The 25,200-nt window shown below is 48.2% G+C and carries 24 protein-coding genes, 3 tRNA genes and 1 pseudogene; 20 read left to right on the forward strand and 8 right to left on the reverse strand.

Annotated elements, in window-relative coordinates; genetic code table 11:
* A pseudogene (locus AA74_RS1000000123560) lies at positions 1-411 on the forward strand (hypothetical protein); the annotation flags it as partial.
* A gap of 95 nt (positions 412-506) precedes the next feature.
* Here the strand turns inward: AA74_RS1000000123560 and AA74_RS0109305 are convergent.
* Positions 507-773, reverse strand: coding sequence for a DinI family protein (locus AA74_RS0109305; protein WP_025912251.1), 267 nt, complete (start codon positions 771-773; stop codon positions 507-509).
* Between the two features lie 85 nt (positions 774-858).
* Here AA74_RS0109305 and AA74_RS1000000123665 point away from each other — a divergent pair, with 85 nt between their 5' ends.
* The 3 genes from AA74_RS1000000123665 (at position 859) to yedD (ending at position 2,132) form a co-directional block, all read left to right on the forward strand.
* The gene (locus AA74_RS1000000123665; protein ID WP_032667410.1) at positions 859-1,098 is read left to right on the forward strand and encodes a hypothetical protein; all 240 of its coding nucleotides are present in this window, start codon (positions 859-861) and stop codon (positions 1,096-1,098) included.
* Positions 1,098-1,487 (forward strand): S24 family peptidase, encoded by a 390-nt coding sequence (locus tag AA74_RS01000000122115; protein WP_032667399.1) that lies wholly within the window; start codon positions 1,098-1,100, stop codon positions 1,485-1,487. Before AA74_RS1000000123665 ends, AA74_RS01000000122115 begins: the two co-directional genes overlap by 1 nt.
* 231 nt (positions 1,488-1,718) lie before the next feature.
* Complete coding sequence (gene yedD / locus AA74_RS0109315; RefSeq protein WP_023293875.1) at positions 1,719-2,132, forward strand: lipoprotein YedD; 414 nt, start codon at positions 1,719-1,721, stop codon at positions 2,130-2,132.
* Between the two features lie 93 nt (positions 2,133-2,225).
* Here the strand turns inward: yedD and amyA are convergent, their stop codons facing one another.
* From amyA to fliD, 4 genes are read right to left on the reverse strand one after another with little or no spacing between them, the layout of a single operon-like run.
* Complete coding sequence (amyA, locus tag AA74_RS0109320) at positions 2,226-3,713, reverse strand: alpha-amylase (protein WP_021241382.1); 1,488 nt, start codon at positions 3,711-3,713, stop codon at positions 2,226-2,228.
* A 50-nt stretch (positions 3,714-3,763) separates the two neighbouring features.
* Positions 3,764-4,138 carry a flagella biosynthesis regulatory protein FliT gene (fliT, locus tag AA74_RS0109325; RefSeq protein ID WP_008500332.1) on the reverse strand — a complete coding sequence of 125 codons (375 nt, stop codon included), beginning with the start codon at positions 4,136-4,138 and terminating at the stop codon, positions 3,764-3,766.
* 5 nt (positions 4,139-4,143) lie between these two features.
* Entirely contained in the window at positions 4,144-4,548 is a 405-nt protein-coding gene (gene fliS, locus AA74_RS0109330) for a flagellar export chaperone FliS (RefSeq protein WP_025912252.1), read from the reverse strand.
* A gap of 21 nt (positions 4,549-4,569) precedes the next feature.
* A complete protein-coding gene (fliD, locus tag AA74_RS0109335) occupies positions 4,570-5,994 on the reverse strand; it encodes a flagellar filament capping protein FliD (RefSeq protein ID WP_025912253.1) in 1,425 nt (474 codons plus the stop codon).
* Positions 5,995-6,397: 403 nt separating this feature from the next.
* Between fliD and AA74_RS0109340 the strand changes: the two genes are divergently transcribed.
* The gene (locus AA74_RS0109340; RefSeq protein ID WP_025912254.1) at positions 6,398-7,222 is read left to right on the forward strand and encodes a flagellin; all 825 of its coding nucleotides are present in this window, start codon (positions 6,398-6,400) and stop codon (positions 7,220-7,222) included.
* A gap of 1,001 nt (positions 7,223-8,223) precedes the next feature.
* On the opposite strand, the gene AA74_RS0109345 is transcribed toward AA74_RS0109340, so the two are convergent.
* Positions 8,224-9,549: a hypothetical protein gene (locus AA74_RS0109345; protein ID WP_025912255.1), complete on the reverse strand. Its 1,326-nt coding sequence runs from the start codon at positions 9,547-9,549 to the stop codon at positions 8,224-8,226.
* Positions 9,542-11,938 carry a hypothetical protein gene (locus AA74_RS0109350; RefSeq protein WP_155267963.1) on the reverse strand — a complete coding sequence of 799 codons (2,397 nt, stop codon included), beginning with the start codon at positions 11,936-11,938 and terminating at the stop codon, positions 9,542-9,544. The genes AA74_RS0109345 and AA74_RS0109350 overlap by 8 nt, the downstream gene beginning before the upstream one ends.
* 240 nt (positions 11,939-12,178) lie before the next feature.
* On the opposite strand from AA74_RS0109350, the gene AA74_RS0109355 reads away from it, so the two are divergent.
* The 7 genes from AA74_RS0109355 to sdiA all read left to right on the forward strand — a co-directional run bounded on the left by AA74_RS0109355 (position 12,179) and on the right by sdiA (position 17,867).
* A complete protein-coding gene (locus AA74_RS0109355; RefSeq protein ID WP_008500338.1) occupies positions 12,179-12,898 on the forward strand; it encodes an RNA polymerase sigma factor FliA in 720 nt (239 codons plus the stop codon).
* Positions 12,899-12,952: 54 nt separating this feature from the next.
* Positions 12,953-13,504, forward strand: coding sequence for a flagella biosynthesis regulatory protein FliZ (gene fliZ / locus AA74_RS0109360; RefSeq protein WP_008500339.1), 552 nt, complete (start codon positions 12,953-12,955; stop codon positions 13,502-13,504).
* An 86-nt stretch (positions 13,505-13,590) separates the two neighbouring features.
* Positions 13,591-14,391 carry a cystine ABC transporter substrate-binding protein gene (gene tcyJ / locus AA74_RS0109365; RefSeq protein WP_021240470.1) on the forward strand — a complete coding sequence of 267 codons (801 nt, stop codon included), beginning with the start codon at positions 13,591-13,593 and terminating at the stop codon, positions 14,389-14,391.
* Between the two features lie 106 nt (positions 14,392-14,497).
* Positions 14,498-15,484: a D-cysteine desulfhydrase gene (gene dcyD, locus AA74_RS0109370; RefSeq protein ID WP_023293886.1), complete on the forward strand. Its 987-nt coding sequence runs from the start codon at positions 14,498-14,500 to the stop codon at positions 15,482-15,484.
* Between the two features lie 21 nt (positions 15,485-15,505).
* The gene (gene tcyL / locus AA74_RS0109375; protein WP_008500342.1) at positions 15,506-16,174 is read left to right on the forward strand and encodes a cystine ABC transporter permease; all 669 of its coding nucleotides are present in this window, start codon (positions 15,506-15,508) and stop codon (positions 16,172-16,174) included.
* A complete protein-coding gene (gene tcyN, locus AA74_RS0109380) occupies positions 16,171-16,923 on the forward strand; it encodes an L-cystine ABC transporter ATP-binding protein TcyN (RefSeq protein WP_008500343.1) in 753 nt (250 codons plus the stop codon). Before tcyL ends, tcyN begins: the two co-directional genes overlap by 4 nt.
* A 221-nt stretch (positions 16,924-17,144) precedes the next feature.
* A complete protein-coding gene (gene sdiA / locus AA74_RS0109385) occupies positions 17,145-17,867 on the forward strand; it encodes a transcriptional regulator SdiA (RefSeq protein WP_008500344.1) in 723 nt (240 codons plus the stop codon).
* A 66-nt stretch (positions 17,868-17,933) separates the two neighbouring features.
* On the opposite strand, the gene AA74_RS0109390 is transcribed toward sdiA, so the two are convergent.
* A complete protein-coding gene (locus AA74_RS0109390; protein ID WP_008500345.1) occupies positions 17,934-18,158 on the reverse strand; it encodes a DUF2594 family protein in 225 nt (74 codons plus the stop codon).
* 465 nt (positions 18,159-18,623) lie between these two features.
* Between AA74_RS0109390 and uvrY the strand changes: the two genes are divergently transcribed.
* The 8 genes from uvrY to AA74_RS01000000122120 all read left to right on the forward strand — a co-directional run bounded on the left by uvrY (position 18,624) and on the right by AA74_RS01000000122120 (position 25,199).
* On the forward strand, positions 18,624-19,280 hold the full coding sequence (gene uvrY, locus AA74_RS0109395; RefSeq protein WP_023293888.1) for a UvrY/SirA/GacA family response regulator transcription factor: 657 nt from the start codon (positions 18,624-18,626) through the stop codon (positions 19,278-19,280).
* The gene (gene uvrC, locus AA74_RS0109400; protein ID WP_025912257.1) at positions 19,277-21,109 is read left to right on the forward strand and encodes an excinuclease ABC subunit UvrC; all 1,833 of its coding nucleotides are present in this window, start codon (positions 19,277-19,279) and stop codon (positions 21,107-21,109) included. Before uvrY ends, uvrC begins: the two co-directional genes overlap by 4 nt.
* A 56-nt stretch (positions 21,110-21,165) precedes the next feature.
* Positions 21,166-21,714, forward strand: coding sequence for a CDP-diacylglycerol--glycerol-3-phosphate 3-phosphatidyltransferase (pgsA, locus tag AA74_RS0109405; RefSeq protein ID WP_008500348.1), 549 nt, complete (start codon positions 21,166-21,168; stop codon positions 21,712-21,714).
* A gap of 152 nt (positions 21,715-21,866) precedes the next feature.
* Positions 21,867-21,942, forward strand: a tRNA-Gly gene (locus tag AA74_RS0109410).
* Positions 21,943-21,988: 46 nt separating this feature from the next.
* Positions 21,989-22,062: transfer RNA gene (locus AA74_RS0109415), tRNA-Cys, on the forward strand.
* Positions 22,063-22,073: 11 nt separating this feature from the next.
* Positions 22,074-22,160, forward strand: a tRNA-Leu gene (locus AA74_RS0109420).
* 260 nt (positions 22,161-22,420) lie between these two features.
* Complete coding sequence (locus AA74_RS0109425) at positions 22,421-23,944, forward strand: type I restriction-modification system subunit M (protein WP_025912258.1); 1,524 nt, start codon at positions 22,421-22,423, stop codon at positions 23,942-23,944.
* Entirely contained in the window at positions 23,934-25,199 is a 1,266-nt protein-coding gene (locus tag AA74_RS01000000122120) for a restriction endonuclease subunit S (protein ID WP_025912259.1), read from the forward strand. Before AA74_RS0109425 ends, AA74_RS01000000122120 begins: the two co-directional genes overlap by 11 nt.
* Position 25,200: the final 1 nt, after the last annotated feature.

The raw sequence follows: 25,200 nt of genomic DNA on the forward strand, positions 1-25,200 counted from the left end.
AAAATCTTCACTGATGGTAAGTATGAAACTAACGACGAATCAGAAGGCGTCACGGTCACTCGTCTGGAAATAGGGCAATATCTTATTGAAGGCTGTAAAGCACTCAATTCAGACGGTGCATGGGGAGGTATCGACGGAGGGTTTGAGATTCCCACAGACAGGAATAAGCAACCGCTTATATGGCTGGACTATGAGGTTAACGCAGATGGCTCTGTGCTGGTAAAAACCTATCACCGCGAACATCCTTCTGCGCCAGCATTTGCCAGGAATAAGCGTGATGGATTGGCAGATGGCGAGCCGGTTGACATCCCGGCTGACCAGTTCGTCAGCGTTCGTGTAGAAATGCCAGCTGACAGCATCTGGAATCAGAAACAAGCGGAAGAGGCTTTAAAACAGGAACAGGGCTCGTAAAAAAAAACCGCCGCCATTTTTCGTAAGAATGATCGGCGGTTGATTGCTCAGTGTTCATGCCCAGGCAAACGTAGGGAATATCACCTGAACTAGATTTACAGGCCAACCTGGCGAACGGTCGGGAACTCAGAAACCAGCCACATATCGGACTCTTCAAACATTTCCTCCAGCATGCGGTTCAGTTTTTCCCGATCGCTTTTGCTGGCATCGCTATTCAGGCCGTTTGCCTGCATCGGCTTCACCTTCACTTCGGCATCAGGGAAAATCTGGTGCACCCGCTTCTTCAACTCGGCCAGAATGATCTCTCTGGCCCCTTCGAGCCCCTCAACATTACGCTTGTCATAAACCAGCTCAATAAACATCACTCTCCATCCTTGCTGACTTGATCTGAAGATTTAAAAATACTACTGTATATGCATACAGTCAATGGCAGGTGAGGGTGCTGCTATGCCTCGTCAATATGATATTCACGCAGCTTTTTTAGCCTCTATAGAACAGAATCCAAAGGGCTACCTTTGCCTAAAAACAAACAAATTCATCAATAATTTGCGCGAGAAGAACTGGCATTTCAGCCAGGCAGACGCTAACGCATGGATTGAGCGATACCAGCCAGGCTTCGCGGATAAGACGACCGACGGAAGCGACAACCGTTATTGGATCCTACGTAACATGGGGAGGGTTTTCTAATGGGCTTTCCTTCGCCGGCTACGGATTACGTTGAACAGCGTATATCGCTTGACGAGCGCATCATCATCAGGCCAGCGGCTACGTACTTTATGCGGGCCGGTGCAACGCATTACCGGGAAGGTATCCTCAACGGTGCTTTGCTGGTTGTCGACGCGTCACTGTCTCCATGTGACGGTTCATTGCTGGTTTGCACAGATAGCGGTGAGTTTAGGATTAAGCGGTATCGCACACACCCGCGGCCACACCTGGAAAACCTTGAGAACGGTAAACGGGAGAGTCTGCCAGATAAGGATGAGGTATCCGATACTTCGCGTCCCATATTTGGGGTGATCACGTATATCATTAACGACGCGCGTTCAGGCGAGTTCGACGACTGCCCGGTGATGTGATGGGGCATGGATGGGACACAAAACAGCACTCGCTCTAAGGTGAACCTAGACGACTGATGTTTTCGACGACTCTAACCATCTGTTATTTGGTGCGCTCTTGGACGATCTTTGTCGATTATGAAAAATGTATGCTCATATGATGGGGATGCAGGTCTAAGACCTGTCGATCTTCGCTGGCAGCCGCAGCGCTTTAATGCCACAATATTTTTTTCTTCGAATGCAGGAAAGATGATGAAAAAAATAGCAATTGCTGGCGCGCTGCTGGCACTGACCGGGTGCGTTCAGGTCGATAATTATAAAGAGGTGATCAAGCATCCTGTCCCGGCGCATCTGGCAGGATACTGGCAGTCAAAAGGGCCGCAGAGCAAAATGGTCAGCCCTGAAGCGATTGCCACGCTGGTGGTGACGGAAGAGGGCGATACGCTGGACTGCCGTCAGTGGCAGCGCGTGATTGCCGTGCCGGGTAAAATCATGCTGCGTTCAGACAGTTATTACAACGTGACGCGCAAGCTGGATATCTATCCGCTGGAGCGCGATGGCTCGACGCTTGAGTACGACGGGCTGGAGTTGCAGAAGGTCGATCGCCCAACGGTTGAGTGTGCCGATTACCTGAGCAAGCATCCGCTGGAGAGTAAATTACCGTAGCCGTTTGTTGCCGGGTGGCGCTGACGCTTACCCGGCCTACAAAAGTGCCTTCGCGTAGGCCGGGTAAGGCGAAGCCGCCACCCGGCATGGTTTCTACAGCGCATCCTCAATTACCCACACGCTCACGCTTCCGCCTTTGCAGGTAAACGTCCCTTCGCCATCCGCCGCCGTGGTGACCGTTTCTTCGCGATTGCCGAGAAAATCACGCCACGTTTTGTTGCCGTAGTTTTCCCCCAGGCAAATTACCTTCTCGCCGTCGTCCCCGTTCGACATCACCACCACGCAGCCGGGATCGTCTTCCGTGCCGCTGCGGCTGAAGGCGATGCAGTTAGGATGGTCAAAAAAGAGCGTCTGCACGCCGTGGGCAAAACGCTGGCGCGCGAGGATCAGCTCGTGGAGCTGCTCAATCACAGGCATATCAATATGGTACGTTTCACCGTCTCCACCCGTATCGTCATAGCTGGCGCCAAAGAGGTCCGGATAAAAGACGCTCGGCACGCCATTTTCCCGCAGCAGGATCAGCGCATACGCCAGCGGTTTAAACCAGGCTTCGACCGGGGCTTCCAGCGCCTGCAAAGGCTGGGTGTCATGGTTTGCGACGAGGGTCACCGCATGAAACGGATCGGCTTCCACCAGCGTGCCGGTAAAGATTTGGCTCATGTCGTAATCCCGGCCCTGACGTGACGCCTCGTGGAATTTCATCTGCAGGGGGGCATCAAACAGCATGGTTTTGCCTTCGACCTGGTCGATATAGGCCTGAAGTTTATCCACCTCATGGGACCAGTATTCCGCCACGATAAACAGCGGCTGGTCGGCGACCTCCTGGACGTGCTCAATCCACTCTTTGTAGAACCAGGCGGGAATATGCTTGACGGCGTCCAGGCGAAAGCCGTCGCAACGCGTCTGTTCCATGACCCAGCGGGCCCAGTATTTGATCTCCTCGGTGACGGCGTGATTGCGAAAGTCGATATTTTCGCCCATCAGATAATCGAAGTTACCCATCTCATCATCAACCTGATCGTTCCAGCCTTCGCCGGTGTAGTCGTTGACGATTTTAAAAATGCCGTCTTCATCAGGGTTTTCAATGTGGTCGACGCCGCTGAAGCATTTGTAGTCCCAGATAAACTGGGAATATTGCCCGGCGCGGGCAGGGAAGGTGTAGCGGGTCCAGGCTTCGCACTCGATGACCTCATCGTCGATCTGCGTGCGATCCTGCTCGTTCACGCGCTGAACGCGGACGGGCTCTTTTTCATCGGCACCCATTTTGTGGTTCACCACCACGTCCAGCAGCACGGCAATGTCGTTGCGCTTGAGGGCGTCGATGGCTTCCAGCAGCTGCGCTTTGTCACCGTATTTCGTGGCGATACTGCCTTTCTGGTCAAACTCGCCCAGATCGAACAGGTCATAGGAGTCATAGCCGACAGAATACCCGCCTGACGCGCCTTTATAGGCGGGCGGGAGCCAGATCATGTTAATGCCGATTTCGTTAAGATTGGGGGCTAACGCCGTGACCTCTCGCCACAATTCACCGCCAGCAGGGTAGTACCAGTGAAAACATTGTAACAGGGTGGGGTTTTTCATCATCCTTGCTCCAGAAGCCATTGCAGACTTCTGGAGTATGGATGAAGAAATCATAGTTGTGTGTCGCGGGTAAAACTTTCTGGGTAAAGAATATTCCCTGACAGCTTTCCATAGGTAGACGTGATGGATTGCTGTTTGCCGGTTTGATCGATCAGATTGCGCAGTTCGTCCATTCGGACTTTCAGCAGCGCTTTTAGCGCATTCTCATTTTCAAGGATCATTTCCAGCAGCGCACGCGCTTGCTCAACCTGAGCCGGAGGGCATGACATAATGGGTGTTTGAGAAATCCTCTCCACCAGTTGTACATAATGCATTTCCTGCTCGATAAGCGCATCCCATTGACCAGAATGTGCGAGATTTAGCATAGCAATGCTCTGAGCATGTAACGCCTGCCAGTGGCTAAGCGCTGCGCTGGGATTATTCATCAAAATTATCCTGAAATAGAGGACGCATTGGGGCCGATTTGCTTCCACGCATCCGCAATGTTGTTTAATAAACCCTCGACTTCAACAATTGCGTCTACGTCATTACTGACATTCGCCAGTAACAAACGTCGAACCATATATTCGTACAAGGAGGCAAGGTTACCGGACAACTCGCTCTCAACCTCCATGTTCAGTCCTGCTTTTAAACCGTTGTCGATGATGTTGATGGCTTTGGATAACGCTTCGCCTTTTTCACGAATTTGTCCGGCTTCCAGGAACAAACGCGCGCGGACAAGGGCGCTATGCGCCCCGTCGAACAACATGACAATCAGCTGGTGTGGACTGGCATTCATCACTGCGCTTTCGACTCCTATCTGCTGATAGGATTGAACACCAGAGGTGTTATACATATCCACTCCTCAATGCGACGACTATTTCTGTGAGAACTGTTGGGTCAGGTAGTTGGCTGTATTGGTCATTTTGGTGACTAATACGTCCAGGCTGGTGAACTGGGTTTTGTAACGCGCCATGGTGGCTTCAATTTGGGCATCCATGGCATCGTAACGTTCACCCAGAGTTTTCAACGTTTTGTTGATCCCGTCTTTCGCGTTCTGGATCACACCGGCGCTGCCGGTACTGGTGCTGAGCATGGAGGTCAGCGTGTTATTCATCTGGGTCGCCATGCCGGTTTTCTTCCCGTCACCGACAAAATACTGCTGTACGGCGTTCGGGTTTTCGGTCAGCGCTTTTTTCAGCTTGTCGGTATCGACCTTCAGGTTACCGACGGTACCGTCTGCGCCTTTTACCGGGTCCTGGGTAATCCCCAGTTGGGCCATGATTTGAACAGAGCCGGCCTGCACTTCGGTCAGCAGACCGCGCAGCTGAGACTGGATCCCACGCACGTTCGCATCACCGACCAGCGCGCCGTTGCTGGTAGACTGGCTGCCAGAGCCTGCATCGACCGGTACATATTTTGTCAGGCTGTTTATGGTGGACTGCAGCGAGTTGTACGCCGTGACCCAGTCCGTAATCGCCTTCTGGTTAGCATCCGTTGCGCGAGTGACCTCTAGTGTTTCATCCGCCTTGCTTTCTGCTTTCAGCGAGAAAGTCACGCCAGGCAGCGCATCGGTAATGGTATTCGACTGGCGCTCGATAGAGATGTTGTTCACCACCACAATCGCGTTCTGCGCGTCGGTGTTCACCGTCAGCGCGCCCGTTTTGGTGGTTGAATCGTAGCCAATTGCGCTTTGCAGCTTGGCGTCGCCGGTGACGCTGACGGTCATCGCACCATCGGTACCGGTGGTTTTTGATGACAGCATCAGGCGGTAATCACCGTCTTTCGCTTTAATAACGCTGGCGGTGACGTTGCCGTTCGCTTTGTTAATGGCGCTCGCGATCCCGGCCAGCGACGTATCACCATCGGCCAGTGTGACCTCTAAAGGCGTTTTCGTGCCCGGCTGGGTGATGGTGATTTTACGGGTCGTACCTGTCGTATCGCCTAACAAATCCGTGTTGTTTGCATAGGAGCCGGTTGTGAGCGCCTGTGCCTTTGCAACCTGGTTGACGTTAACCACAAAGGAACCCACGGAGGCGTCAGCCGTCGTCGTGGCGGTAAAGGCCGTGTTGGTGCTGCTCACGGACGTTGAGTTCCAGGTGGTGGCTTTACCCAGTGCAGCGGTGGCAGTCTGCAGCGATGTCATGGCGCTCTGCAGCTTGCCGTAAGCGCTTAACTGTGCGTTATACGTTGATTGCTGGGAAGTAATCGTCGTCAGCTTGGTTTTCTCTGCCGCTTCCAACTGATTATATAAATCCCCGAGTCCTGCAGAACCTATCCCGAGGTTACTGATAGTAGCCATGCATATTTTCCTTAAAATACGAAAGTAGTTCAGGACTCTTATCGGCCTCTTAACGCAAAAGTTTACGATGGTGAGAAAAAAATAATCCAAAGAATAGGCACGTCCTGGCGGGGTTAATGAAAGGATTGCACTTTAGGATCATTATCCGCGCATTTAAAACATGAATAAGTGTGTGCCCTTTTGGTCATCTCTTTGCGCGTTAAAAAAGCGTAAATAATAACGCTTTGGCAAACCTTAATTGATTTTTTTTAAAAATAAAACTGTTAATAATCAGTTGGTTGTAATTTTTTCAAAATTGATTCTAAAGTCTTTTGGGGACCCGTCGATAACCTTGTTGACGGTGAGAGACGCTGTGAGTGTTAGGCACCGGACCTAAAACCCAATTTTTGAAGGAAAGAAAATTATGGCAGTTATCAATACTAACCTGTTGTCCCTGACCACTCAGAACAACCTGAACAAATCTCAGTCTTCTCTGGGCACTGCTATTGAGCGTCTGTCTTCAGGTCTGCGTATCAACAGCGCGAAAGACGATGCCGCTGGCCAGGCGATTGCAAACCGCATGACCGCTCAGATCAAAGGTATGAACCAGGCAGCACGTAACGCCAACGACGGTATCTCCATGGCGCAGACTGCTGAAGGCTCCCTGAACGAAATCAACAACAACCTGCAGCGCGTTCGTGAACTGGCTGTTCAGGCAAGCAACGGTACTAACAGTACTACTGACCTGGCCTCTCTGCAGGATGAAGTTACTGCTCGTCTGCAAGAAATCGACCGCGTTGCAGGCAAAACTGACTTCAACGGCATCAAACTGCTGAACGGTACTGCAGGTGCTTCTGGTGTGGTTAAAATCCAGGTTGGCGTGAATGACGGCGACATCATTAATCTGGATCTGAGCGGCGCTAAAGCTGACTCTGCTACTCTGGGTGTGAGTGGAATCAACCTCAAATCAATGAGCGCTACTGATCTGGACACCATCGATAAAGCTATCGCTAAAGTTGATACCGCGCGTTCAGGCCTGGGTGCTGTGCAGAACCGCTTCACTTCTGCAATCAACAACCTGAACAACACCTCTAACAACCTGTCTGCTGCTCAGTCCCGTATCCAGGACGCTGACTACGCAACTGAAGTTTCCAACATGTCTCGCGCGCAGATCCTGCAGCAGGCTGGTACTTCTGTTCTGTCTCAGGCAAACCAGGTTCCACAGACCGTTCTGTCTCTGCTGCGTTGATAAATTTTTTAGTTTTTGTTTTCAAAAAGCCAACCCAAAGGTTGGCTTTTTTTATTGAATAAAGATAATCAGCAGCTATGCTGGGTTTCTGGAAAAGCATTAGCATTCATTCTGTTATAAAAAGCCTTATGATTTTTAAAACATACCTACCGTACAAGACCGTCAAGCGGAAAAAACAAAAGTAATAGCCAATCGGGGACGGAAAAGTGTTTGTATATACTCCATGGAACTCTAAATATCACTTAGCTTTCGATTCTTGATAATGTAGGCAAGTGTTATGCGAGGAAAAAAGTAGAGTATAAAAAGCCTTTTGCCATAGCTATGTGAAAGTGAAAAGCATGAATGCTGGAAGCAAGGAATTTAATCAAACATATACCTGTTTATTTGGGTTTTCTGCTCTACTCTAGCTAATTAATGAACCGAGAAATTAATAATATTTTCATCAGTAATAATTCACCTGCAGCTCAATTAAACAACGGTAATTATAATATGACAAGGAGCTGTATCTTATTCAACCGGGCAAGTCGACACAGAACAGATTTATTTATAGCTTCACAGATGATACATCTGATACAGATTTGAGTGTCTTAACGAGTCACTTGATAAGTGATATCGTTTGCGGAGCGAAAACAATTGATGATTGACGACAGGACTATAACAAATGCTATTCACATTCGGTGCTGAATTACTAGACTTCAACTAAATTAAAATTGAGGTTGCGATGTTTTGTGGTATTTATTAAACAAAATTATGAAAAGAAATTCTTTAGCTTTACTAAATTTCGTATTCAGAATGTGGATTTTTTGTTTGGCGCGAGTGGCAAGATTAAGGCCACTTATCTCAAGTAACCTTAATCTCAATTGAGCAACTAAACCATTATGATTACATTTCAAGCATTAATAGACAAGATATTGCGAGCTGAAGATAATTTGGATCAAAATATATTTACAAGGCATTTATCCCTGAGTGTATTAATAAATAGAACCTCATTTTAGAATGATTTAATGCTTGCACCATCGCGCAATGAATCTTTCAAGAGAGTAAATGGTGTCGATATTTACTGGAAGGCTATAGCGAGCTAAAAGATTGCTGACACGCTGACTCTCACTTCCTCTATTTTCATTATCGTTTTTTATAAGGAAATAATGATAGATAAATGACAGCCATTTTTTCGAACGCTGCTGGTGTAGTTCGTAGTCTTTGTCAGTAATAAGAGCGTTTAGAAATTCATTTATATCATCATAGCAATCACTTTCATAGACACCACCATGTATACCCAGAACACTTCTTGAAAGGAGTCCCATGGGTTTTTGATAAAAAACTGCTTCGTACTGAATCGTCGACTGTGTAAAAAGATAGTAATCCGTAGCGTTCAGAAGAGTATGTATATTCTCTTCTGTTTTTATAATGTAAGGTGAGTTAGGTATTTCAATCCCTGTATTGTCATATAATGATAACGGGTGCTCTTGATAAATGATATAAATTTTTCTTTTGATGCACTCTTTCATTATTGCTTTTATCTTTTCGTTGACTTCATCAGTTTTCAGTTTATTGATGGTGCGGTATCGGCTATTATTATGCTTAACAGCAAGTCCGAGCGGTCCATGATTGAATATCGCGATAATAGCGCTTTTTTCAGGAATGCCATACTCTGCTTTGAATTGATCAGTTTCTTTAAAAGCAGTTGAATGGTACTTTCCGATAAGATTATACTTGTTAAGTATTATGGATTTTAGTTTCTCCCACAATTCAGGGTCAGGCACGTATTTATCATATAAATTCTCTATCATCAAACTTGTTAATAATTCTGATTGAAGATAATTATCCCCAATATCCATCATCAGTGTATTTTTTAGGAATCCACGCTCCATTGACCAAAAAGGGATGCCTCTCTGCAATGCAATATTACGTACAATCCAATTCGTTATATCATTACTTTGCCAACCAATTATAGTTGCTGGATTAATAGCGGTTATCAGCTCACTATAAAATGCTATGCCACAATTAGCAATTTCATGTGAAACAGATAGACTACATTGATATTGCGTAGATAATGAGCTAAGAATATCCTCCGTAGCAATAAAATTAGAAGTTCGTACATCAATATTATTGGTATTTTGGTAATGCAAATCCGCAATGTGATAGTGTATGGGTATTGTAAAAAAAGACATATTAGGTAATTCTGTAGTGGTGGCAACAATTAAATGCATGTGTTTTTTTTGAAGCTCAAGAGATAGAGCTTCCCAGAATAAAAAAACACTATCATCTACTTCAACAGGTACATTATTAAATGCTAACACAAGCCCATTGGAGAAAAAATCATCCATTATTAATCTCCGCGTCACAACTATCGCCAATGGGACGATATACAATATGAATAACATCATCATTGCGAGAATTGCGAGGTCTGAAGTATAAAATCGAGGCAGGGCTAAGACCTGTGATGATACCTTTTGCAACATCTGCGCCATCAATAAACCAATCATTATTTATATGTAACTCTTGCATTTGAGAGTCATTGTATGCTTTGTATACGAGGTTTGTTTTTATTCTGGATACAGATATCAGTTCTATACCATTACACTTATCATTCAGTTTCATTACTATTTCTGCCGTAACTATAGGAATATAGAGAGAGTAGCATCCTTCATGAGTATACATAGCGGTTAATTTTTTTGTAACAACAGTAGTGTTGTTAATATAGAGAATATCAACCAATTTCTTGCGGTAGGACGCATCGGTTAAGGACCAAGTAAGCCCATAACGATAACTGCTTAGGAGTGCAATAGATTGTTCTATGCCACTATAACGTAATTCTGTCGGTGTATTAGTAATGTTTATATTGGCATTACTATCAGTTAGTAAAGAAGGTCCAAATTTTTTCATCTGGTAATTATGTTTGCTTAGGTTGTACAGTGTTGAAATCTGATCAGAACCAAGATTGATATCGAATTTCATATTACTGAAACAGCGTATTTCACTTTCTGTTGGGAAATAAATAAAACGGAATAAGTCAATAATTGAGGAAGTAATTTCATACTCTGCTTCGTAAGCCAAATTGGTTGTGGGTGAACCGATAAAATATAATGCTTCGTTCTGTATTTCTCTTATTAAAGATAGATGCTTCTCACTGATACTTGGTGCTTCGCCTACAGGAATACCTTCGTCAGTATAATCTACAGTTGAATTCCGATGAGATGAGCAAAGGGATTCATAAATTGCAATATGGTTTGTCAAGGCTTTGATTGTACGGTAGTCAAAAGTCTCAGGGGTCACTATCCCCGTTCGGTTACTTTTCCATTCCGGGGTATATGAAACAATCATGTAACAACCAGAAATAGTAATAGATAACTCTTCTTGTAAAATGGTTTGCAACAAATTCTGTGTTGTGCCCTCGTACCCTAAATCAACTAATAATAAATGATCGCCAGCCTTAATGCCTGTGCTGTTTATAATATGTTTAATTAGCTTTTTGCGATATTGCATGGAATTATTAATAATATGTTGAGTGTAATTTTTACTGAGGATGATTTTTATTAGCTCGTTGATTTTATAGTTTCCTTGGCTAAGCTTTTTTTTAAGAGAAATCATGTCTTTTTGATTAATTCCAAAGTGTTTGGATACTAATTTCAGTGTCTCGTCGTTAACATATTGATCCGCAATATCATCATCCATACTATTAAAAAGAGTAATGATATGATCACTAATACTTTCTTTTGATATGAAACTTGCGCGAATAGAGCATAAGCGAGAAATATAAACATCATGCGTTTCTATTTCCGGGTGTAAGATATTAAAAGCTAAGCGTGGCATAAAACCATCACGCATTAAAAAAGCAATTTTTGTATTATTTTTCTTTTTATAATCTTCAAAGATTTTATTTGCAAAACAACGCAACGTTGGACCGAGAATGCCCCAGCCAATTAATTTTTGTGCCGATGTCTCATCATCGACATTTTCGGAAAACCAACTATGCCACAAGTTAGGGATAGGCGCTTCTTTGCGTAATTTAGGGAAGATGAGAGTCGCTACGCTCTCTCGTTGTCTAAAAATTTTATTTATTTCATCGTGGGTATGACGAAAATGAATGGCGTCAATGCCCAATTTATTTGGTGAAATAAAATCAGCTGCTTTATTATCACCGATGTGAATTAACTGCGCAGCAGGTACTTTTTCTTGGTTTAAAACCTTATCCCACAGTCCTGTCGTCTTTCCGACTCCGTGTTCGCTTGAACAATAAATATCATCAATCAAATATGAAACTTGAGGTGACAACGATGTTATAATATGCCTTAGCTGTGTTTTATTAAAATAAATGTCACTGACGATGATGGTTTTATATTTTTTTTCTTTCGCAAGCTTCAACAGATTTATGGTTGGCTCATGTAGGAAGCCATATTTTATTTCTGCGGCAATCTCCTTTTGAATATATTCATCAATAAGGGTTGGGTTAGCCAATGGTAACAATTGCTTGTATATTTCAGCTAAATTTACCTCCGAGTGACCACAATTAATCATTTTTTTAGCGCGCGCACGTTGCTCAGCTTGTACCCGACTGACAATATCTATTGAGGGGTCAATGACGGTAAAAACATCTATAGGTGAAGCCATTTTTCGCCAGAAAAGAGTATCGAAGCAATCGAACGAAATTACTCTGGCATTAGAATTTGCAATATATTCATAAAGTTTAGTTAAAGATGTGTATTCTGCTTTCATGCTCGTCACCTAAGGCAAATGAAGTCTATTGTTGCGCTTGCTTGAGCAAAGTTATGCATCGAAAAACGAGGTTTATTTCCTTTTATTCATACGATTCGTACATGGTGGTAGCGCTTCAACAGTGCTTGAAATTTTTTAGTCTCCAAATAACCCCCCATTTCACCCACTATTCTCCCGATTAAAACCCCTCCAGAATCGGATAATCATGCCGATAACTCAACTAACGCAGGGCTGTTTATCGTGAATTCACTCTATACCGCTGAAGGTGTAATGGATAAACACTCGCTGTGGCAGCGTTATGTCCCGCTGGTGCGTCACGAAGCATTGCGCCTCCAGGTGCGCTTGCCGGCGAGCGTGGAACTCGACGATCTGCTACAGGCGGGCGGTATCGGGTTATTGAATGCAGTTGACCGATACGACGCTCTGCAAGGAACGGCATTTACGACTTACGCAGTTCAGCGTATTCGTGGTGCGATGCTGGATGAGCTGCGCAGCCGTGACTGGGTACCGCGCAGTGTTCGCCGCAACGCACGCGAAGTGGCGCATGCGATGGGGCAGCTGGAACAGGAACTGGGACGCAACGCAACGGAAACCGAAGTGGCGGATCGTCTTGGCATTGCTGTTGAAGAGTATCGTCAGATGTTGCTCGATACCAATAATAGCCAACTCTTCTCTTATGACGAGTGGCGAGAAGAGCATGGCGATAGCATCGAGCTGGTGACGGATGAGCACCAGCAAGAAAACCCGTTACACCATTTAATGGAAGGGAATTTACGCCAGCGCGTCATGGAAGCTATTGAAGCTCTGCCTGAACGCGAACAGCTGGTATTGACCCTTTATTACCAGGAAGAGCTTAACCTCAAAGAGATTGGCGCTGTTCTGGAGGTGGGAGAGTCGCGGGTGAGCCAGCTGCACAGCCAGGCCATTAAACGCTTACGAACCAAGCTGGGTAAGTTATAGGTGATTGATTCACCTTAAAAATGCCGCACAACGTATTGACAACCAGGAGTTATCATGACGGTGCAGCAATCTAAAAGACGGCCTTTAAGCCGCTACCTGAAAGACTTTAAACACAGCCAGACGCATTGCGCCCACTGTAACAAGTTACTCGATCGTATCACGCTGGTTCGCCGCGGCGAAATCGTCAATAAGATCGCGATTTCGCGCCTCGACACGTTGATGGACGAAGCAGCATGGCTCGAAGAGCAAAAAGAGTGGGTGGCGCTTTGCCGTTTCTGTGGCGATCTCCATTGCAAAGAGCAAAGCGACTTCTTCGACATTATCGGCTTCAAGCAGTTCCTGTTTGAACAAACGGAGATGAGCCACGGCACCGTTCGCGAATACGTGGTTCGCCTGCGCCGCCTCGGGCAGCATCTGACCGTGAACAACATTTCCCGCGATCTGCTCAAAACCGGTTATCTCGACGAGAACCTGGAGCCGTGGCTGCCTGCGACCAGCACCAACAACTACCGGATTGCGCTGCGCAAGTACGCACAATATAAGGTACAAATGCCGGGTGCCATAAAGCAGAAAGCCCACGCCGGAACAACTTCTGATATATATTAAAAAAGAATAAGATGTAGCGCAGTCGCCTTTGACGTTGCAGGCGATTTCTCTACACTACGTAAAAATTCCACTATATCGGGGTATTTATGAAATTTGCACTTCTGGGTCGTCAGGCGCTGATGGGTGTTATGGCCGTTGCGCTGGTTGCGGGCATGAGCGTGAAAACGTTCGCCGCAGAAAACCTGCTGAATAAAGTAAAAGAGCGCGGTACGCTGCTGGTCGGGCTGGAAGGAACCTATCCTCCGTTCAGCTTCCAGGGCGATGACGGCAAGCTGACCGGTTTTGAAGTGGAGTTTGCTGAAGAGCTGGCGAAACACCTCGGCGTGAAAGCGTCCCTGAAACCGACCAAATGGGACGGTATGCTGGCGTCGCTGGATTCGAAACGCATTGACGTGGTCATCAACCAGGTCACCATCTCTGACGAGCGTAAGAAGAAGTATGACTTCTCCACCCCGTATACCGTGTCCGGTATTCAGGCGCTGGTGAAGAAAGGCAACGAAGGCACCATCAAAACGGCTGCGGACCTGAAAGGGAAGAAAGTCGGTGTCGGTCTGGGAACCAACTACGAAGAGTGGCTGCGCCAGAACGTTCAGGGCGTGGATATCCGCACCTATGATGATGACCCGACGAAATACCAGGATCTGCGCGTGGGCCGTACCGACGCCATTCTGGTTGATCGCCTGGCAGCACTGGATCTGGTGAAGAAAACCAACAACACCCTGGCGGTAGCGGGTGATGCGTTCTCTCGTCAGGAATCCGGCGTGGCCGTTCGTAAAGGTAACGAAGACCTGGTGAAAGCGATTGATTCCGCGATTGCTGACATGCAAAAAGACGGTAGCCTGAAGGCGCTTTCCGAGAAGTGGTTCGGGGCAGACGTCACGAAATAAGTTTCTGACGTTAAAAAAGGCGCTTTTAAAAGCGCCTTTTTTATTTCTTACGCGTCTGCGTGCATAATGAAAAATATCACATTTTGTCTGAGTTACCGGAGCATCCATGTCACTACAGAATTTAACGCGCTTTCCCCGCCTGGAGTTCATCGGCGCGCCGACGCCGCTGGAGTATCTCCCTCGATTTTCTGATTATTTAGGGCGCGATATTTTTATTAAGCGTGATGACGTGACGCCCATGGCGATGGGGGGCAACAAGCTGCGCAAGCTGGAGTTTCTGGCGGCGGACGCCCTGCGCGAAGGTGCGGATACGCTCATCACTGCCGGGGCCATCCAGTCCAACCACGTTCGCCAGACGGCGGCCGTGGCGGCGAAGCTTGGGCTCCACTGCGTGGCGTTGCTGGAAAACCCGATTGGCACGCGGGCTGAAAACTATCTCACCAACGGTAACCGCCTGCTGTTAGACCTGTTTAACGTGCAGGTTGAGATGGTTGACGCGCTGACCGACCCGACCGCCCAGCTCGATGAGCTGGCGACGCGTCTGGAAGCGCAGGGTTTTCGCCCCTACGTTATCCCCGTCGGCGGTTCGAATGCGCTGGGCGCGCTGGGGTACGTGGAAAGCGCGCTGGAAATCGCGCAGCAGTGCGAGGGGGCGGTGAGTCTCTCCTCCGTCGTGGTCGCGTCCGGCAGTGCGGGCACCCATGCCGGGCTGGCGGTGGGGCTGGAGCAACTGCTTCCGGAGGTCGAACTGATTGGCGTGACGGTGTCCCGCAGCGTGGCGGATCAGAAGCCGAAAGTGGTTACGCTACAGCAGGCGGTTGCAGAGCAGTTGGAGCTGAAGGCGAAGGCCGATATTCTGCTCTGGGATGACTATTTTGCGCCGGGTTACGGCACGCCGAACGAAGAGGGAATGGAAGCGGTGAAACTGCTGGCGCGCCTCGAGGGCATACTGCTCGATCCGGTCTATACCGGCAAAGCGATGGCCGGACTGATCGACGGCATTGCGCAAAAACGCTTTAAGGATGAAGGGCCGATTTTATTTGTCCATACCGGCGGAGCGCCTGCGCTGTTTGCCTATCATCCTCATGTCTAAAAATCAGGTCGAAAAATAATAATGCAAGAAAGTATTCAACTGGTTATTGATTCTCTGCCGTACCTGCTGAAAGGTGCGGTATTTACGTTGCAGCTCAGTATCGGCGGGATGTTCTTTGGGCTGGTACTGGGATTTATACTGGCCTTAATGCGCTTGTCGCCTGTCCTGCCGGTGCGCTGGCTGGCGCGCTTTTATATCTCCGTGTTTCGCGGTACGCCGCTTATCGCCCAGCTCTTTATGATCTACTACGGCTTACCGCAGTTTGGTATCGAGCTGGATCCGATTCCGGCGGCGATGATTGGCCTGTCGCTCAATACCGCGGCGTACACCTCCGAAACCCTGCGTGCGGCCATCTCCTCCATTGACAAAGGGCAGTGGGAAGCGGCGGCCAGTATCGGGATGACGCCCTGGCAGACGCTGCGCCGGGCCATCCTGCCGCAGGCGGCACGCGTGGCGCTTCCGCCGCTCAGCAACAGCTTTATCAGCCTGGTGAAAGATACCTCCCTGGCGGCAACGATTCAGGTTCCGGAGCTTTTCCGTCAGGCACAGCTCATTACCTCCCGTACGCTTGAGGTCTTTACCATGTATCTGGCCGCCTCGCTGATTTACTGGGTGATGGCGACGGTGCTCTCTGCTCTGCAAAACTACTTCGAAAACCAGCTTAACCGCCAGGAGCGTGATCCAAAATGAGTGCAATTGACGTCAAAAACCTGGTGAAAAAATTCCACGGTCAAACGGTGCTCCACGGGATCGATCTGGAAGTCGAGCAGGGCGAAGTGGTGGCGATTATTGGACCGAGCGGTTCGGGTAAGACGACGCTGCTGCGCAGCATTAACCTGCTTGAACAGCCGGAAGGCGGTACCATCCGCGTCGGGGAGATCACGATTGATACCGGGAAATCCATCAGCCAACAGAAAGGGTTGATTCGCCGCCTGCGCCAGCATGTCGGCTTTGTTTTCCAGAACTTCAACCTTTTCCCGCATCGTACTGTGCTGGAGAACATCATCGAAGGGCCGGTGATCGTTAAAGGTGAGCCAAAAGAAGAAGCGACGGCGCGGGCTCGCGAACTGCTCGCCAAAGTCGGGCTGGCAGGGAAAGAGACCAGCTATCCGCGTCGCCTGTCGGGCGGGCAGCAGCAGCGCGTGGCGATTGCGCGCGCGCTGGCGATGCGCCCGGACGTGATCCTGTTTGATGAACCGACCTCTGCGCTCGATCCGGAACTGGTGGGCGAGGTGCTGAACACCATTCGCCAGCTGGCACAGGAGAAACGTACGATGGTGATCGTGACCCATGAAATGAGCTTTGCGCGCGATGTCGCTGACAGAGCCATCTTTATGGATCAGGGACGGATTGTGGAGCAGGGGCCAGCGAAAAGCCTGTTCGCTAACCCTCAACAGCCGCGAACCCGTCAATTCCTTGAAAAATTCCTTATGCAGTAGCATTTTTGCACGCATTTGCTCCAGAAAATGACTCTGGAGCAAATTATTCTCCCTCTGCGCGAGGGCTTCTGTTTTTTTATTCCATCCAGATCGGATAAACCTTATCGATAGTAAAGTTAATTGTGCTATTGCCGATATTTTGTGGCTAGAAAAAAGTTTTATGTGTTAGCTTATATTCACCATAATAATGATTATCTGTTCAGAGGCTTCATTTAGTAAGTATGAAGGATTTAGACTTTTTCACCTGGCGACGGGATTGCTCCCTCCGGTTTCAGGAATTGACCTGTGCCGCCGAGGTATATCAGGAGCTGGAGCGACAAACTCAGGCGCTGGAATTCGATTATTACGCGCTCTGCGTGCGCCATCCCGTGCCATTTACCCGCCCTAAGATCTCCCTGCAAACCACTTACCCAAAATTGTGGATGGCGCAATATCAATCCGCGAACTATTTCGCGATTGATCCGGTTTTAAAACCGGAGAATTTCATTCAGGGCCATCTCCCCTGGACAGATGCATTATTCGCCGAGGCGCAGGAATTATGGCACAGCGCCCAGGATCACGGTTTACGCTCGGGAATAACGCAGTGCCTGATGCTGCCAAATCATGCGCTTGGTTTCCTGTCAGTGTCTCGTACGCGTGTACAGGAAGGGCCATTAGCCCATGAAGAAATAGAGCTGCGGTTGCAAATGCTGGTGCAAATGGCCTTAACCTCGCTGATGCGTTTTGACGATGAGATGGTCATGCCGCCGGAAATGAAATTCAGCAAGCGCGAGCGTGAAATTCTGAAATGGACTGCGGAAGGGAAGACGTCAGCGGAAATAGCGATCATTCTCTCGATCTCAGAGAATACCGTTAACTTCCATCAGAAGAATATGCAGAAGAAATTCAACGCGCCCAACAAGACGCAGATCGCGTGCTATGCGGCGGCCACGGGACTGATTTGACGCAGTAAAACGTTCTGCGTGACAGACGAGCGAACGGCTGAATGCACTGCATCCAGCCGTTTTTTGTTACTGACGGTACGCTTGCTTGATTTGCTTAACGGTGTTAGCAAATACCGCTGATTCAGCCTGGTCTTCCATCTCCGCGATTTGTTTTTCCATTTTAATGATCACACGACCGGCATCAGCCTGGCCCATCGCCTGCAGCATCAGCGTTAGCAGCGCTTTCAGGCAGTTTACTTCCTGTGCCAGTTCCTGGTTATTCTCCGCAGTGGCAAATTCAGGTGTGCTCATTTATTTTCCTCATTATTAAACGGCGCTAAAGCGCGACGACGAAAGTCAAGGCGGCGGAGTATACCACAAGCTGAAGCAAAAAATGCAGCGGTTGTTTTTCGTACTTTTACGCCGATGTTTAATTGCGTAAACAGATCGTACCGGTAAACTCAACCCGCTTAATGATTATTAATTGTTTAGGTCGGGTTCACTTGCCGTTAATTATTGTTACAAAAAGTTGAACCCTGTTTTTGCGCAGGTTAAGCCAGCCCGTTTTTTGTAACTTTTTGAATACAGATGGTTAAAAAAAGCTGCAAGAGCCCTGAATGCACGGGCTCTCTTTCCACCGCCTGTACAGCCTAATTTCCAAAAACGAGAGCAAAATCGAATAGCCGGTTTTTTAACGTTTTAATCTTGTCAGGAAAACCGTTAATATAAACCAAATTATCACACAGTAGCGTTATCCCTATTCTGGAGACATTTCCTTTGATCAACGTCCTTCTTGTTGATGACCACGAACTGGTGCGCGCAGGGATACGACGCATTCTTGAAGATATTAAAGGTATTAAAGTTGCCGGTGAGGCATGCTGTGGCGAAGATGCGGTAAAATGGTGCCGTACCCACTCCGCCGATGTGGTGCTGATGGATATGAACATGCCCGGTATCGGTGGTCTTGAAGCAACACGCAAAATCGCGCGTACCTTTGTAGACACTAAAGTCATCATGCTGACGGTGCATACCGAAAATCCACTGCCCGCGAAAGTGATGCAGGCGGGCGCGGCGGGTTACCTGAGTAAAGGTGCTGCACCGCAGGAGGTTGTCAATGCTATCCGTTCCGTGTATGCCGGACAGCGTTATATTGCGTCCGACATCGCTCAGCAGATGGCGCTGAGTCAGATCGAGCCCGAGAAAACCGAATCACCCTTTGCCAGTTTGTCCGAGCGTGAATTGCAGATTATGCTGATGATCACCAAAGGTCAGAAGGTGAATGAGATCTCGGAACAGCTGAATCTCAGCCCGAAAACGGTAAACAGCTATCGTTATCGGATGTTCAGTAAACTGAACATTCATGGTGACGTCGAACTGACGCATCTGGCCATCCGACATGGTTTGTGTAATGCGGAGACGTTGTTAAGTCAGTGAGTGATGTGTTCGATTCAAAAGCATTTCTGAAAACCGTAACCAGCCAGCCTGGCGTCTATCGCATGTATGACGCTGGCGGTACGGTTATCTATGTGGGGAAGGCAAAAGATCTTAAAAAACGCCTTTCCAGCTATTTTCGCAGTAACCTGGCCTCCCGTAAGACCGAAGCGCTGGTCTCACTCATTCAGAATATTGATGTTACCGTCACGCATACAGAGACAGAAGCGCTGCTGCTTGAGCACAACTATATTAAGCTCTACCAGCCGCGCTATAACGTCCTGCTGCGCGATGATAAATCCTATCCGTTTATCTTTCTGAGCGGCGACACCCATCCGCGCCTCGCCATGCACCGTGGTGCAAAACATGCGAAGGGTGAATATTTCGGGCCGTTCCCCAACGGCTATGCCGTGCGAGAAACGCTGGCGCTGCTGCAAAAAATCTTCCCGATCCGCCAGTGTGAAAACAGCGTTTACCGTAACCGTTCGCGGCCATGCCTGCAGTACCAGATTGGACGCTGCCTGGGGCCGTGCGTGGCCGGGCTGGTCAGTGAAGACGAGTATGCCCAGCAGGTGGAGTATGTGCGCCTGTTCTTAGCCGGCAAGGACGATCAGGTCTTAACCCAGCTGATTGCGCGGATGGAAAAAGCCAGCGTCGCACTCGAATTCGAAGAGGCCGCGCGTATCCGCGACCAAATCCAGGCGGTGCGAAGAGTCACGGAGAAACAGTTTGTCTCAAATACCGGTGACGATCTCGACGTCATCGGCGTGGCCTTTGACGCCGGAATGGCCTGCGTGCACGTGCTGTTTATTCGCCAGGGCAAAGTGCTCGGCAGCCGCAGCTATTTCCCGAAAGTGCCTGGCGGTACCGAACTGGGCGAAGTGGTGGAAACCTTTGTCGGCCAGTTCTATCTGCAGGGCAGCCAGATGCGCACGCTGCCTTCTGAGATCCTGCTCGATTTTAATCTTGACGATAAAACCCTGCTGGCCGATTCGCTCTCTGAACTGGCGGGGCGCCGGGTCAATGTTCAAACCAAACCGCGCGGCGATCGCGCGCGCTATCTGAAGCTGGCGCGGACCAACGCGGCAACGGCGCTGAGCACGAAGCTGTCGCAGCAGTCGACGGTGCACCAGCGTTTAACGGCCCTGGCGGCGCTGCTGAAGCTTCCGGAAGTGAAACGGATGGAGTGTTTCGACATCAGCCATACGATGGGTGAACAGACGGTCGCGTCCTGCGTGGTATTTGATGCTAACGGTCCGCTGCGCGCCGAGTATCGCCGCTATAACATCACCGGCATCACGCCGGGCGATGACTATGCGGCGATGAATCAGGTGCTGCGTCGTCGCTATGGTAAAGCCATAGAAGAGAGCAAGATCCCCGATGTGATCCTGATTGACGGCGGGAAAGGGCAGCTCGGCCAGGCGAAAGCGGTATTTGAATCGCTTGATGTCAGCTGGGATAAAAACCATCCGCTGCTGCTGGGCGTCGCAAAAGGGGCCGATCGTAAGGCCGGTCTGGAGACACTGTTCTTCGAGCCGGAAGGTGAGGGCTTCAGCCTGCCGCCGGACTCTCCGGCGCTGCACGTCATTCAGCATATTCGCGATGAATCGCACGATCACGCCATCAGCGGTCACCGCAAAAAACGGGCGAAGGTGAAAAACACCAGCTCACTCGAGACGATCGAAGGCGTGGGGCCAAAACGTCGCCAGATGCTGCTGAAGTATATGGGCGGATTGCAAGGATTACTCAACGCCAGCATGGAGGAAATTGCAAAAGTGCCGGGTATTTCGCAAGGGCTGGCAGAAAAGATCTACTACTCGTTGAAACATTGAGGGCTCTGTAGCAACATAGAGCTAAATTTTACTGACAACAAATAGTTACCGTCACTATGCAATATAACATCCCTACGTTGCTCACTCTTTTTCGTGTCGTACTCATCCCGTTCTTTGTGCTGGCGTTTTACCTGCCGGTTGTCTGGGCACCCTTTGCCTGCGCATTGATCTTCCTTATTGCAGCGGTAACAGACTGGTTTGATGGCTATCTGGCCCGCCGCTGGAATCAAAGCACCCGTTTTGGCGCTTTCCTCGATCCGGTGGCGGATAAGGTGATGGTTGCTATCGCGATGGTGCTGGTGGCCGAGCACTATCACACCTGGTGGGTGACGCTGCCTGCGGCAACCATGATCGGCCGTGAGATTATTATCTCTGCGCTGCGCGAGTGGATGGCGGAACTGGGGAAACGCAGCAGCGTGGCGGTCTCGTGGATTGGTAAAGTGAAAACGACGGCGCAGATGGCGGCGCTGGTCTGGATGCTGTGGCGTCCGAACGCCTGGGTTGAGTGGGCGGGGATTGGCCTCCTGTGGGTGGCGGCAGTGCTGACGCTATGGTCAATGCTGCAATATTTGAACGCTGCGCGCGGAGATTTGCTTGATCAGTGATCGTTTCGCCGTAATTTTCAGCAAACGATCCGGGGATGCAAAAAATAACGTTGACTCATAACGTCATATCAGTAGAATGCAACGCATCGAACGGCGGCACAGCAAGCCGGACGATAATGAAATCAAGTGGTTAGAGATTTACTTGATGACATGCGGGAATAGCTCAGTTGGTAGAGCACGACCTTGCCAAGGTCGGGGTCGCGAGTTCGAGTCTCGTTTCCCGCTCCAGATTAAAGACATGCGCATTAGCGGGTGTCAGTTTGAAAAGTTTTACGGCGCGTTAGCAAAGCGGTTATGTAGCGGATTGCAAATCCGTCTAGTCCGGTTCGACTCCGGAACGCGCCTCCACTTTCTTCCCTGGCCGGATGGTGGAATCGGTAGACACAAGGGATTTAAAATCCCTCGGCGTTCGCGCTGTGTGGGTTCAAGTCCCACTCCGGCTACCATGGGAAACAAAGAATAATCAAAGCAATAAGCAGTGTCGTGAAACCACCGAAAGGTGGTTTTTTTGTATCTGCAATTCACGTATTAACTGCACATATTCCCCGGATGACCTCGATTTAATTAACTCATTTTACGTGCGCGTTTTGGGTCAAAACATAGTGACTTAACGTGTCCGATTGCGTGTTTTCAGGTATTATCAAAACCCTATTTCCTTCTATATTTCCCGGCATTTCGGGCTGGCATTCTCATACCAGGATGATTCATGAACGACAAAATCAGTCAGGATACGATCAATAAAGCCCTGTGGGCCGCGTGTGATACGTTCCGTGGCACCATCAGTGCTGATACCTATAAAGACTTTATCCTTACCATGCTGTTCCTCAAGTACATTTCTGATGTCTGGCAGGATCACTATGACGAATATAAAGAACATTATGGCGATGCGCCGGAGCTGATTGAAGCCATGATGGCAAACGAGCGTTTTGTGTTACCGAAAAGCGCCAGCTTTTATGCGCTGTATGAACGCCGTCATGAGCCGGGTAACGGTGAGCGTATTGATCAGGCACTACACGCTATTGAAGAAGCCAACGGCACCAAACTGAAAGATGCCGGGAAAAGCGTGTTCCAGGATATTTCGTTTAACACTGACCGCTTGGGTGAAGAAAAACAGAAGAACACCATCCTGCGCCAGCTGCTGGAAGACTTTGCCGGTGAAGATCTTAACCTGAAGCCAAGCCGTGTAGGTACGCTGGACGTTATCGGTAATGCCTATGAATATCTGATCAAAAACTTTGCTGCCAGTGGTGGACAGAAGGCCGGTGAGTTCTATACCCCTCCGGAGGTCTCGGACCTGATTGCTGAACTGCTTGATCCGCAACCGGGTGACACCATCTGTGACCCTGCCTGTGGTTCTGGTTCGTTGTTAATGAAGTGTGGGCGTAAAATTGTCTCCGGGCATGACAGCCGTAATTATGCGTTGTTTGGTCAGGAAGCGATCGGTTCTACGTGGTCGCTGGCGAAAATGAATATGTTCCTGCACGGGGAAGACAACCATAAAATCGAATGGGGCGATACCATTCGTAACCCGAAGCTGCTCGATAAAAATGGCGACCTGATGCTGTTTGATATAGTGACCGCTAACCCGCCGTTCAGCCTGGATAAGTGGGGACATGACGAGGCCGAGAACGATAAGTTTGGTCGTTTCCGTCGCGGTGTGCCGCCGAAGACTAAAGGCGATTACGCCTTTATCTCGCATATGATAGAAACCCTGAAACCGGGGACAGGTCGTATGGGCGTAGTCGTACCACACGGTGTGCTGTTCCGTGGCTCCAGCGAAGGTAAAATTCGCCAGAAACTGATTGATGAAAATCTGCTGGATGCTGTGATTGGCCTGCCTGAAAAACTGTTCTACGGTACGGGTATTCCCGCTGCGATTCTGATTTTCAAGAAGCAGAAAGTGGATGACAAGGTGCTGTTTATTGACGCCAGCCGCGAATTTAAGGCGGGTAAAAATCAGAACCAACTCAGCGTAGAAAATATCCAGAAGATCGTTAAAACCTATCAAGAAGGCGATAACGTCGAGAAATATGCCTACCTTGCCAGCCTGAAAGAGATTCAGGACAACGACTATAACCTCAATATTCCACGCTATGTTGATACTTTCGAGGAAGAGGATGAGATTGATTTATTGGCTGTTCGCGTTGAACGCGAGGAATTGAAGGCGGAACTGGCGAAACTGGAAACGGAGATGGCGGGGTATCTGAAGGAGTTGGGTTATGGTGCCTAAGGGGTGGTCAATCGTACATGTAAGTGACTTATTTGAGGTCCAGCTTGGGAAAATGCTTAATAAAGAGGCAAAGGCAAAAGGACCTCAGTTTAAATATTTGGGCAACTCCAATGTCAAATGGGGAAGCTTTGAACTATCAAACCTAAATACGATGTTTTTTAATGAAAGAGAAATTAATAAATTTTCGTTAAGAGTTGATGATATCGTTATGTGTGAAGGTGGTGAGGTCGGGCGTTGCGCAATTTGGCAGGGCCAAGAAGAACATATTTATTATCAAAAAGCGTTACATCGACTTCGTAGCAAAGGAAAAGTTAGTCCTTATTTTTTTCAAGCCTATATTGAGAGTATTGCTGGAACAAAGTTACTGGATGATTACACAACTCGAACAAGTATTGCTCATCTTACGAGAGAGAAGCTGTTAGCTTTACCTGTAGTTCTTCCCCCTCTTCCTGAACAGAAAAAAATCGCCCAAATTCTGTCAACTTGGGATAAGGCAATTGCGGTGACGGAAAAGCTTCTCGCCAACAGCCAGCAGCAGAAAAAATCCCTGATGCAACAATTGCTAACAGGGAAGAAAAGACTATTTAGTGAGAATGGCGAAAGATTCCATGCGAATTGGTCATATCTATCAATAGCCTCAGTATTTAGCATTATTACTGATTATGTCGCCAGTGGTAGCTTTGCCTCGTTAAGAGAAAATGTTTCAGTATCAGATGATGAAGATTTTGCTCACTATGTGAGACAAACTGATTTATCTGCGAGATTTAAGAATGATAATTTGAAGTGGGTTGACAAAAAAAGTTATGAGTTTCTTAAAAAATCCAATCTTTATGAAGGTGATATTCTTTTTGTAAATATCGGTGATTTAGGTAGGGTTTACTATATGCCAAAATTGAGTAAGCCAGCTACTGTTGCGCCAAATTTAGTAGTGTTGAGAGTGAATCATCAAAATGATTCTAAGTTCATTTACTATTTACTAGATAGCGATGTTGGTCAAAAAGAAATAGATAAAATAAAAAGTGGTACAGGCCTACCGAAAATCAGCAAAACAGAATTTAAAACGATGGGATTTAGTATACCCTCATTAGCTGAACAACAAAAAATCGCCGCTGTCCTGTCCGCTGCCGACGCCGAAATCTCCACCTTGGAGAAAAAAATCGCCTGCCTGAAAGACGAGAAAAAAGCCCTGATGCAGCAATTACTGACCGGGAAACGTCGTGTCAAAGTAGAAGCTGAAGAAGCCGTGAGTGCTTAAC

This window comes from Enterobacter sp. 5-4 (assembly GCF_000612205.1).
Lineage (GTDB): Bacteria > Pseudomonadota > Gammaproteobacteria > Enterobacterales > Enterobacteriaceae > Enterobacter > Enterobacter roggenkampii.